The organism is Bifidobacterium animalis subsp. animalis ATCC 25527 (assembly GCF_000260715.1).
GTDB classification, from domain to species: Bacteria; Actinomycetota; Actinomycetes; order Actinomycetales; family Bifidobacteriaceae; genus Bifidobacterium; species Bifidobacterium animalis.
The window spans coordinates 1,879,194-1,890,847 of the sequence record NC_017834.1; the positions used below are offsets into that span (position 1 = coordinate 1,879,194).

Consider the following 11,654-nt stretch of genomic DNA (forward strand, 5'->3'; position numbering starts at 1 on the left):
CAAATTCCAAATCGGGATTGCACGGCATTCGACACTCCCCTACCGTCGAAAGCATGAAAATAGATTCGCAAATCGAGCGACTCCTCGACGAGTCCCAGAACGCACACCGATGCGCGGTGACGACCGACGTCAACCTGCGCCGCAAACTACGCCGCAGATGCGAAAGCGGCGAATTGACCATGCCATACCCGCAACTGTTTGCGCGGAAGGAAACTTGGGATGCGCTCAATCCGCGCGAGAAAAAGAGACATGTCATACTCGCCCTGGCAATGGTGCGCCCCGACTGGATTTTCTGCGCACAGAGCGCGGCTTGCCTGTACGGCATAGAACAGTCGTACCAGATTCACGACAATCCGATGATCCACATTGCATCCACACACGAAAGCGGCATATACCGGGCCAGGCGGAGTGATGCCGTGATGCACCGCGTGTACACGCCAAATCCGCAATACAACGTGATCAATGGAGCCAAGGTCACCACACTGCCGTGCACGATCTACCAATGCGCGCTCGTGCTGCCGTTCGAACAGATACTGCCGCTCGCAGATTCCGCAGTACGCAGCGGTATGGCGCTCGACGATCTGCGACAGTTCCCCGTTCACAGCGCGACCGAGGCACTCGCGATCGGCAACGTGCTCGAATACACCGACCCGCGCAGTGAGAACGGCGGCGAAACGCTCGCAAGAAGCCGATTCATCGAACGCGGGCTCATGATTCCACAGCTGCAGAAGGAGTTCCCGAATCCGCAGAACCCGGAATACCCGTTCCGCGTTGATTTCATTTGGATTCTGCCAGATGGACGCATGATTGTCGCCGAATACGACGGCATGACGAAATACGGCAATGACCGCAAGACCATCGCAAACCGCGTGCACAGGGAGAAACTGCGCGACGAAGCGCTGCGGCAACACGGCGTCACCGCGATCATCCATTTCGATTATGAGGATTTGCTCAATCCCAACGAACTCATTGCCAAGCTCGTCGCCGCCGGCGTGCCGTACCGCCGCTAAGCATGCAGCGGATCTGGTCGCGACATGGTATGCGGAAGATTCCGAGAACCGTGCCGCAAACGTCGACTTTTGCGGTCGATCATGCGGAAGACTCCGTAAACCGTGCCTCAAAAGGCATCCCGCGCGGCATGGCTTACGGAAGGTTCCGAGAGTCGTACCGCAAACGGAGACTTCCGCGGTCAGTCTTACGGAAGGTTCCGTGAAAGCGACTATATTCAGGATTCAGGTCACTTTGCGGTCGAATATACGGACGACTCCGAAAAACAGACCACGAAACGGGGTCTGTGCGGTACAGCTTACGGAAGACTCTGAGAGCTGTGCCGAAAATGCATGCGGGCGCCGGATTACGTAAGAGGCTGCAATACGCGCAGCTCGCACTCGCCGTAATGCAGCGTGAGCGCGAGGTCTTCGCCGATGCTCAGATGCACACGTCCGCCGGTCTGCGGATCGAACACCGTGAGAGGAGATTCCGTCGCGCGAATGTGGGCGGTCTGCGGGGCATCGGCGTTCAATCCGACGAACAGCAGTACCTCGTCGCCGCGGAACGTATTGCGAATGCCGAGTGGAACGTCGCCATGCACCGGGTCTGCGAGCAGACTGTCGAGCACCGGCACGCCGACGCCGTCCGGATGCGTGAGATTGCCGTCGGCATCGAACAGCGGGGCGAGAAGATCGGAATCGGTCTCGCCAAGCTTGTCGGAACAGTAGATCGGGCCACCGCTTATCCAGCGCAACAGCATATGCGTGCGCGCGTGCGGGTGGCGGGTCCAGAACATATCCCAGTCGCAGTAGCAGAGGCAGCCCATGAGCAGCGAACAGTACGCGTTCTCGATGGCATGCTCGGTGAGCGATTCGGGAATGTTCGGGAAGAAGTCGTCGCTCGTGCGGGCGACTCCCTCAGCACAGCGCTGCCAATAGTTCTCGGGAGTCATGCCCATGCAGTGGATCACGGCGAGATGCGCGTATTCCCAATCACCATTGTCATCTTCGTGACGTATCCAGTTGGTGGCGTATTCCACGGCATCATGGCGAACGCCTAGAGACGCATAGGATTCCAGGCCGCGTGTGAGCACAGGAAGTGTGCCCTGCGAATCCACCTTCACGAAGTCGATGCCGGCGCCGTCCAAGTGCGTGTTCCATGTACGCCAGAACAGCGCTGCACACTCCGGATTCGCAGTGGGGATTGCCATGCCATTGGGTAGTGTTTCGAACGCGGATCGGCTCACGAGGAGCTTGGGATCCTCAACGCGCGCGTCCCCATACGGATACTCCTGCTTGTAGTACTCGTACCAATCATCGTCGGATTCGGGCTTGCCGGCGAGCGCGTCCACATCCACGCCATGCCAATACCCTTGGAACGCCTGCCATACGCCGACGTACCGCACGCCGAAGTCGTGTTTGAGCACGTCAATGGTATGCGAGAGTCCCTGCGGGAAGCGCGTTGTGTCGGCGTCAAAACCGGTTAGCTTACCGTTCTCGACTTGAGACCAACCGTCGTCTATGAGCACCCACGAAACGGGCACGTGTTTGGCGGCGAACTCCTCCATTTTGGCGATAATGGCCTGCTCGCTCACGTTCGTGCCGAGCGAGTCCCAGGTGCACCAGCCAAAACCGCGCAACGATTCCGGCAGAGTCTGCTTCCACAATCTCCCCAAGCCACCGTTCTGCGACATGACCCACTCCGCGCATCCCCGAATCAGCTCGTAAGGATCCTCGACTTTCCGATCGCTTTGCCGATGGACGAGCAGTGGCCCCTGCAATTGCACACGGTCAACCTGATTCGTGGAGACATCGAGCAGCAAGTCATTGTGGCCTCGCCCATCGCCGCGAATGTCAACGCGCATCTCGTGACGGAACACCGGCATCATCACATGCCACGCCTTCGCCGATTTCCACAGCACCAGCTGGGTGCGCTCCGGTATGTCACAGAAATGCTCGACCCATGCCGGCCGCATCCACCATTCCTTGTGCTGGTAAAGGCACAGAATCTGCCCCACTGGTTTCAATCTGCCCAATTGCAGCCGTACGGACACCGACCGCCCGGCCAGCAATGTGGGATGCTCGAGAATCGGATTGGATTCCGGCAGCTGCGCACTTATCTCCGTCACCGTTGCGCTACGCAGTGTGCGCCACGGTATTTTGTGTTCGCTCACCGAGTCCGGGGGCAGTTCGACTTCGCCGCGCTCATCGAACGGCCCGCATTCGGTATGCGCCACCACCGATCTCACCGTTATCATGGGCGTCTCCCTCCTGCCGTTCTTCGTTGACCTGCATTGGTTCCCGCCACAATAACCAGCTTTGGCTGCCGTTTCCAGCCCGCCACGCCGAGCGTCATTACTCCCTCAGCAAAACAGCAGCGCGCACTGCCTAACGCGCATTTGCTTGCAACTCCGGTCTCATGCGGGCAATCTGAACATGCACTCGGGTGTCGTTATTGCAATCGGATCTCAGATTGGCTCTTGGATCGCAGATTATCTCGCCGTATTTGCAAACGCAGTCTCATCATGGGCGACTATGACGCGTCTGCCTGGTCCCAGCGAGACCGCAGCTGCAGGACAGGCAATCTAGGAGCGCGCAGACGTGCCTTTCTTGCAAACCCGACTATGGCAAGGCGCTCGCGAGCCGCTTGCTGTGCCATATTTGCAAACTCAGTCTCAATTTGCAGATCTTAATATGCAGATGCAGCCATAGATTCCCGCACTCCCGGATACGCATCTGCAATCTGCGTAAATGTGTAAAAAGGGACATCGCGGACCCGTGCACGTCCCCAATTACGCAAAACAACAGGGCAACAGAACACAGGCGATCGCCGCCGAAAGACGCGGTGCCCGCTACAACTCTGCAGGAAAGAACTCTGCGTGAAAGGGAACGCTAGCTCTGCGTAAAAAGAGACATCTCCGACCCACAGATGTCCCAAATTACGCAAAGGATGAAAAGGAAGAAGGGGAAAGCAGAGACAAAGAATTACTGAAAGTAATAGTCTGCGTAAAAGGGGACAGATAGAACGCCTATCTGTCCCCTTTTACGCAGATGCGCTAGCCGCCCATGCACTGGCCGCAGACGGACCGGTCGCCGCTGCGCTGGCCGCAGATGCGCTACCCGCAGACGCCCGCCCGCTCCACTCCCGCAGCGCAGTCGGCAGAACGGGTCGCGGGTTACTTCACGGCGCCGCGCATCACACCGCCGACGACCCACTTCTGGGCGAAGATGTAGACGACGAGCACGGGGGCCATGGCCATCAGGTAGCTCGCGAACGCCTGCGGGTAGTTCGTGGCGAACTGCGAGCTGAACACATACTGTGCGAGCGGGATGGTCTGGTTGCTCTGATCGGTGAGGATGATAAGCGGGAGCAGGAAGTCGTTCCATGCCCACAGTGCGGTCATGATCGCAATCGTCGCGTTAATGGGCCCCATGAGCGGGAAGATGATCTTCCAGAAGATGCGCCATGTGCCCGCGCCGTCGATGCGCGCGGCCTCTTCGAGCGACACCGGGATTGAGCGAATGAATCCGGTGGCGATGAACAGGTTCGTGCCAAGGCCGAGAATCACGTACAAGACAATCAGGCCGGCCTGGTTGTCGAGGTGCCACGAGCCCATCTGCTTGGCGAGCGGCAGCATGACCACCGGGAACGGCACGAACATCGCAGCGATGAAGAAGTAGTAGAGGAAGCGGAAGAAACGCTTGTCCATGTTGCGCGCGATCGCGTAGGCGACGAAGGTGTTCGTCACGAGCGTGAGCGAGACGGCGAGCACGGTGATGATCGCCGAGTTGAGCGCGGCGCGCGGGTAGTCCACTTTGGCCGAGGCGGCCGCGAAGTTGCCCCACTGCCAGCTCGTCGGCAGCGAGAACGAGCCCGCCTCCGCCGGCGTCTTCAATGCGGTGACCACGGTGAAATACAGCGGCACGAGAATCGTGAGGCTGAACACGGCGACGACCGCGGTGAGCCACCAATTGATGCGGCGGTCCTTGCGGAACTTCTCCGCTTTGGCCGGCGCGGTATTCATGGTTGCAGATTGTTGCGCAGACTGCTGCGACATGGTGTTTGCGGTTGCGGTGGTCATTGGTATCACACCTTTTCCTTGCTGCCGAAGAACTTAAGCTGAATGAACGCGATGATCGCGAGGACGATGAAGAAGAGCACGGCGTTCGCCGTCTGGTATGCGTACTCTCCGCCGGTGAGGCCACCCTTCCAGATGAGGTAGGTGACGGTCTCGGTCTTCGAGTTCGGGCCGCCGTCGGTGAGCGCGACGACCTGGTCGAAGGTGCCGAGCGCGTTCTTCATGGTGAGCACGAGATTGATCGTGAAGAACGGTCCGATGAGCGGGAACGTGATCTTCCAGAACTTCTGCCAGGCGTTCACGCCGTCGATCGCGGCCGCCTCGTAGACCTCGGAGTCCACGGTCTGCAGGCCGGCGAGATAGATGAGCACCGAATAGGCGACGCCCTGCCACACGGCGAGGAACACGATTGGAATCCACGCATAGCGCTCGCTGGTGAGCAGCGACTCGCTCAGCCAGCCAATGCCGAGCGCCTTGCCGAGCTCGGGCAGCGGCTGCATGAAGATGTACTTGAACACGTAGCCTATGACGAGCACGGCCAGCGTGTACGGAATGAAGTAGATCGCGCGGAAGCCGTTCTTGCAGGCGATCTTGCCGTTCAGCGCCACCGAGAGGAACAGTGCGATCACGTTGATGAGCACGGTGATGGCGATGGCGATGAGGAATGTGAACAGGTAAGCGTGGCCGACCCGTTCGTCGCGGAACAGGGCGACGTAGTTCTGGAACCCGATCCAGTTGTAGCTGCCGTACCCTTGCGAATTCGTGAACGAGTACATGATGCCGCGCACGAAGGGCACATACAGGAACACCGCGAAGATCACGGCGGCCGGAACGGCCATCCAGTAATAGGCGTGGTCCACCTTGCGGCGGGAGAACGCGGAGACCCTGCGCTTGCTCGGCGGTTTGCCCGCGGGTGTGCGCGAGTGATGCGTGTCGATGTCATTCGCAAGCACGTCCTCCATGGCGCGCGCCTGCTGGTCGGCATTGGCCAACGAAGTCATTTTGCTTTCCTTCCCTTGTATCCCGGCCGCAGACTACTTGCGGAAGTCACGAGCCTGGACCTTGTTCCACTCGTTCTGCATGGAGTCGATGAACTGGTTCACGTTGCCGCTCATGATCGCGGACTGCAGGTAGCCGCCTATGTTGATGGACGACGGAATGTAGTGGTCGCAGAAGTCCGCCACACGGTTGCTCTCGAAGAACGGGCGCACCGGCTCGAGCGCCTTGTTGCCGAAATAGGTCTCCTTGAGCGGCGTGATCGCGGACTGTGCGTCGGCGTAGTCCTCGAGCTGCTTCTTGCTCATCAGGAACCTGATGAAGCGCATCGACTGTTCCTTGTGCCTGCTGTTCGCGCCCATTGTGAGGATCACATCATCGCCGGCGGTGAGGATCTGCTTGCCCGCATCGTTCGTGGCGGGCATCTGGGCGAAGCCCAAGTCGATGTCTTTGTTGATCATCGTGATCTGCGGAATCGCATAGGTGCCGAGCGGAATGATCGCGGCCGCGCCCTTGGCGAAGTTCTGCGTGCCTTGCTGGTAGGTGACACCCTTCTCGCTGTCCGCATACTTGAACAGTTCGATTTCCTTCTCGATCGGTTCGGTCCAGATCTGCTTGAACGTGGTGTCGCCGCTTTTCAGCGCGGCATATTCGCTCTCGGGAACCAATGTGCCGGCAAGCGAGGCAAGGGGCGCCTGCGTGGTCCAGGCATCGGCGAGTGTGGCCTGCACCGGGTTGATGCCCGCATCACGGAATTTCTTGAGCATGGCAATGAATTCATCCCATGTCTGCGGCGGATCGTCGGGGTCGAGACCGACCTTGCGGAAGAGATCCTTGTTGTAGATGTAGCCGGAGGCATTGCCCGCGAACGGCAGACCGTACAGTCTCTTCTTCGCCGGATCCGAGGTCTGCACGAGGTTCTTCGCGATGTTCACCATGCCCTCGTTGAGGTCATTCACGAGCGGGTCATCGGTGAAATCGTGGAACACCCCCGAGGCGGCGAAGGTGCCGAAGCTGTAGTCGCCGTTGAAGGTGATCACGTCGGGCACGCGGTCCTTCACGAAACGCGTGCGCAGGTCGGTCTGCGCATTCGCCGAGTTGTTGATGTTGATGCGAATGTCGGGGTTCTCTTTCTCGAACTCCTGTGCCGCCTCCTCGAACCAGTCCGCGGCCTCCGCCTTGAACTGGAAGAAATCGAGCGTGACCTGCCCGCTGCCGGCACTGTTGCCGCAGCCCGCCGCGCCCACGCCGACCGCCAGGGCGCACACCGCCGCGCCGATGCCGCGGAGCATGCGTCGCATGGCCGAACGTCTCGTTCGTGTCGCGAACTTCATTCTGACTCCCTTGTCCATTTCCACTTTCCATCACCGAGGCTCCCTTACCTCGACTGACGGTTGCCAGTGTATGGAACCGCCCTTTTCATTCCCACCTCCCTGCGTGCCTTGAAACCGCGCAAGTAATTGGCGTATATTTATGTATTCATGGAAACTAATTCGGATTCGCTTGATTTTCCACGCTGGTTCAGTCGTTCGGATGCCACGCACAATGTGGCGCGCGGCATCATGCAATACGGCCCGATCGCGCGGACGCCGCTCGCACAGATCTTCAATCTGTCGCAAGGCGCACTCTCGCGCATCACCAGCGATCTCATTTACGACGGCGTGATCGAGGAGATGCCGGCTGGCAGCACGCAGGCGGGCAGATTGCCGCAGGGATTCGACCTGCGCGAGTCAGGTGAGCGTCGCGGCCGCCCACAGACCGCGCTGCGCATTCGCGAGGATTCGCATGCCTTCGTCGGCGTCAACATTCACGACGGCGCCATCACGGTGTCCGAGGTGAACGCGGTGTGCCACCCCATCGGCAGTGACATCACCGAAACCGTGTCGAACACCGCCCCACAGGCCGTGGTCGAGCAGATCACCCGCATGGTGCGTGAACTCGCCGCCTCCTCCCCTGACGCCCCCTCGCCCACCGCGCTTGGTCTTTCGCTCGGCGGCCACGTCGAAGACGACCGTTACGTCACCTTCGCGCCGTTCCTGTACTGGGATTCCACCGTCGATCTGGGCGGCATGCTGCAGCGGGCCACCGGCATTCCCACCAAGGTGTTCAACGACCTCGACTCGGTGCTGCTGCACGAATGCTGGTTCGGCGACGCCATTGGTGTCCCCAGATTCGCCGTCATCACGATGGGCGCCGGCGTGGGCTATTCGATCTCCGACCACGGCGACCCGATAGACAACCCCGACAAAAGCTATGGTCTGGCCGGACATGTGCTGATCGACCCGGAGGGGCCGCGCTGCTCCTCCGGGCATATCGGCTGCTCGCAATGCCTGACGTCCGACTCGATCGCCGAGGAATACTCGGGCATCATGGGGCATGTGACCACCTTCGAGGAGTTCTCGCACGATCTGCGGGCGAACCGGCCGCAGGCGCGCAGACTCGCCGAACGCACCTGCTACCGGCTCGGCGTGCTTGTGGCGACCGTCTCGAATCTGGCGATGCCCTCACGCGTGCTCGTCAGCGGGGAAAGCTCGTTCATTGCGAAGAAGAACCGCGAATTCATTCGCAAGGGCATCGATGCCTACCGGCACAGCCAGGCCGCGCCGGTCGAATTCTCGATTCCGCAGTTCAGCTGGCGGCTGTGGTCGGATTCCGCCGCCGCCCGCACCATCGCCACCTACATTCGCTAGCGAAGGCGCGGCCGCAATGACGTGCTACACGCGCGTCACGCTGAACAGCACCGCGTTAGCGGGGTGAATGCTCGGCGGTCGCAGACCGTAGCTTGCGAGCGCCTCGCCCGTCATCTCGACGCCGTTCGCATTCCACCAGCCGAGTTCACTCTGCCCGTTGCCGATCTCGCTGAATGGCTCGCCACTCGCCATATTCAGTGCGAGCGGACGCACCCGGTAGGTGGCGTGCGCGTCGAGTCCGGGAAGCGCAACGGGTGCGGCCGGGTAGGTCTGCGACGTGGTGAGCTGGGTGAAGCGGTAGACGGCACGCGCACCGTCCGCGCTGATCACACCGTCCACGCGCACGGCCGGGTCGGCGGCGTCGCCATGCACGGCGACGCCATGTTCGAAGTCGACGCGGTGCTCCTTGTAGGCGCGCACCCATTCGCCCAGCAGGTCGAGGTCGTGCTGCGGCTCCTTGAGCAGATTCCATTCGATGCCCAGGTGCCCGAAGAACGCCATCGCCATGCGCATCTCCTGGCTCGTCGCGCGGTGCGTGGAGTGTGCGGGGCTGGCGCCGACATGCTCGCCGATCATCTCCGGAGGCACGAGCAGCGAGGTGTAGCGCTGGATGTCGGCACGCTCCACCGGATCCACGCAGTCGGAAGCCCAGATGCGGTCTGCAAGCTCGAGAATGCCCATGTCGACGCGGCCACCGCCCGACGAGCAGCTTTCAATCTCCAGACCGGGGTGGGAGGTCTTCAGGTCGTGGAACATGCGGTAGACGGCGAGCGTCTGCCCATGGACGGCAGGGCGGCCCGTGCGCGGGGAGGCCGCTTCGGTCACATACTTGTTGTGGTCCCATTTGATGTAGTCGATGCCGAGTTCGCCGACGAGCGAGTCCATGCAGCCGTACACATATGCGTACGCCTCGGGATTCGTCAGATCGACGACCTGCTGGTTACGCCCCTGCATCGGCAGACGGTGCGCGGTGGGCATGAGCACCCAGTCGGGGTGCTCGCGGTACATGGCGGAATCCGGGTTCACCATCTCCGGTTCGAACCACAGGCCGAACTCCATGCCCTTGGCATGCACGTAGTCGGCAAGCGCCTTGAGCGAGTGCTCACCGTCGGGCCACACCTCCTGGGAGATCTGCCAATCGCCCAGTCCCGCCGTGTCGCCACGGCGGTCACCGAACCAGCCGTCGTCGACCACGAAGCGCTCGACGCCGCTGGCGGCGGCCTTGTCGGCGAGTTTGACGAGCGTGTGGTAGTCATGGTCGAAATACACGGCCTCCCAGGTGTTGAGAATCACCGGCCGCGGTTTGCCGGCAATGCCATGCTCGGCACGCCAACGCGCATGGGTGGCGCGCAGATCGGCGTGGAACCGCGCGGCGACTTCGTTGAGCCCCTCGCCGTGGGAACCGTAGAGCCACGGCGTGGTGTAGGAGTCCGCGGAATCATGCAGCGTGATCTCGCCGCCGGCAAGCACTTCCGCGCCGCCGATCACACCGGTCGTGTATGGCAGGCGCTCGGCCGACATGAGCGAATTGCCGCTCCATGCCACGTGCACCGAATACACGTCGCCATGCGTGAAGCCGAAGCCGGGGCGGCCTGCATTGAGCAGCAGCGAGGCGTCGAAGTCGGGGCGGCCCACCATGCTCGCCTTCTGGAACCGACCGATCGTCAGCGGCTGGCGCTGTGGTGAACGCTCACGCAAATGATGCCCGGTGGTGGTGAGCAGCTCGGTCATGTCGGCCGGCACCGGGAAGCCGAGTTCCACCTTGCCAATCTCCAGATTCCCCGCGCCCAGATTGCGCACGTCCGCGCGCTGACGCACCAGGCCGCTGTCGCGCATCTCGCAGGTCCAGGTGATCTCGACCCCCTGTTCGGCGTCGCTGGCGGTGACGGCAACCCCGGCGTCACCCACCGCGGTGTCGGTGACGACGAAACGGCAGAAGAGCTCCACGCCATCGCGACGCACCACGAAACGCGGCTCGCCGGTCCATGCCTCGGCCGGCGTGGGCAGCACGCTCGGCCATGTGGTCTCGTCGAGCGCACCGGAGACCCGTTGCGGGCGCAGGGCGTCCACCGCGCTCACCAGCGTGCGCGGCTGGGTGAGGGGGCGCCCCCAATGCACCACACGCGGCAACTCGTCGGCCACGAACGCGAGCGCGAACGCCGAATCCGCGTCGTGGTTCTCCATGGAGACCACATGCAATGCCTCGCCGGCGTGCGTGGTCGCGTTGAATTCGGAAATCTGCGTCATGGTTCCCCTTTCGGCATGCGTCGTTGCAATGTGACTACGCTGTCATGCTACGCAATCGCGCATTCCTTGCCACGCCATGGTGTGTTCCGCGCACACGGCAAGTAATTCACCGCAGATCAGGCATGCCGGCGGTCACGGAAGAACTCGGCGAGCAATGCCGTGCACTCGCGCTCGCACACGCCTCCGTACACCTCGGGCTCATGACCCACATGCGGGTCGCGCGGAATGTCCCACACCGAACCGCACGCCCCCAACTTGGCATCCCAGCCGCCGAACACGATGCGGCCGATGCGCGTCTGCAGGCATGCGCCCGCGCACATCGGGCATGGCTCGAGCGTGACGACGAGCGTGCAATCGGCCAGATTCCAATTCCCGCGCACCGCTGCCGCGTCACGCATCGCCACGATCTCGGCATGGGCAAGCGGATCCGCATCGCGCTCACGCAGATTGCAGCCGCGCCCGATCACCTCACCGCGCGCATCGAGCACGACCGCCCCCACCGGCACATCGCCCGAGGAGCGCGCCAGTCGCGCCTGCGCGAGCGCCTCGCCCATCGCCTCTTCGAATCGTGCCATTGCCGTCACCGCATCTGCCTCCGTGTATTCCCGTGTATTCCCATTGCATTGCCCAGATTTCGCCATCGCCCACCCGCC

The 11,654-nt window shown here is 61.7% G+C and carries 8 protein-coding genes; 2 read left to right on the forward strand and 6 right to left on the reverse strand.

Annotated elements, in window-relative coordinates; all coding sequences use genetic code 11:
* The first annotated feature begins 53 nt into the window (after positions 1–53).
* Entirely contained in the window at positions 54–1,010 is a 957-nt protein-coding gene (locus BANAN_RS07730; RefSeq protein WP_014698336.1) for a hypothetical protein, read from the forward strand.
* Between the two features lie 344 nt (positions 1,011–1,354).
* Here BANAN_RS07730 and BANAN_RS07735 read toward each other — a convergent pair whose 3' ends face one another.
* From BANAN_RS07735 to BANAN_RS07750, 4 genes are all read right to left on the reverse strand, one after another.
* Positions 1,355–3,247 (reverse strand): Sip1-related alpha-galactosidase, encoded by a 1,893-nt coding sequence (locus BANAN_RS07735; RefSeq protein WP_014698337.1) that lies wholly within the window; start codon positions 3,245–3,247, stop codon positions 1,355–1,357.
* Positions 3,248–4,165: 918 nt separating this feature from the next.
* Positions 4,166–5,071: a carbohydrate ABC transporter permease gene (locus BANAN_RS07740; protein ID WP_014698339.1), complete on the reverse strand. Its 906-nt coding sequence runs from the start codon at positions 5,069–5,071 to the stop codon at positions 4,166–4,168.
* 5 nt (positions 5,072–5,076) lie between these two features.
* Positions 5,077–6,030, reverse strand: coding sequence for a carbohydrate ABC transporter permease (locus BANAN_RS07745; RefSeq protein ID WP_048340820.1), 954 nt, complete (start codon positions 6,028–6,030; stop codon positions 5,077–5,079).
* Between the two features lie 72 nt (positions 6,031–6,102).
* Positions 6,103–7,398, reverse strand: a complete 1,296-nt coding sequence (locus BANAN_RS07750; protein WP_041777061.1) for an ABC transporter substrate-binding protein — start codon at positions 7,396–7,398, stop codon at positions 6,103–6,105.
* A gap of 147 nt (positions 7,399–7,545) precedes the next feature.
* On the opposite strand from BANAN_RS07750, the gene BANAN_RS07755 reads away from it, so the two are divergent.
* On the forward strand, positions 7,546–8,754 hold the full coding sequence (locus BANAN_RS07755; RefSeq protein WP_014698342.1) for an ROK family protein: 1,209 nt from the start codon (positions 7,546–7,548) through the stop codon (positions 8,752–8,754).
* Between the two features lie 24 nt (positions 8,755–8,778).
* On the opposite strand, the gene BANAN_RS07760 is transcribed toward BANAN_RS07755, so the two are convergent.
* Together BANAN_RS07760 and BANAN_RS07765 are read right to left on the reverse strand one after the other, a co-directional pair.
* Positions 8,779–11,001, reverse strand: a complete 2,223-nt coding sequence (locus BANAN_RS07760) for an alpha-galactosidase (RefSeq protein ID WP_014698343.1) — start codon at positions 10,999–11,001, stop codon at positions 8,779–8,781.
* A 116-nt stretch (positions 11,002–11,117) separates the two neighbouring features.
* Positions 11,118–11,576, reverse strand: coding sequence for a nucleoside deaminase (locus BANAN_RS07765; protein WP_014698344.1), 459 nt, complete (start codon positions 11,574–11,576; stop codon positions 11,118–11,120).
* Positions 11,577–11,654 lie beyond the last annotated feature (78 nt).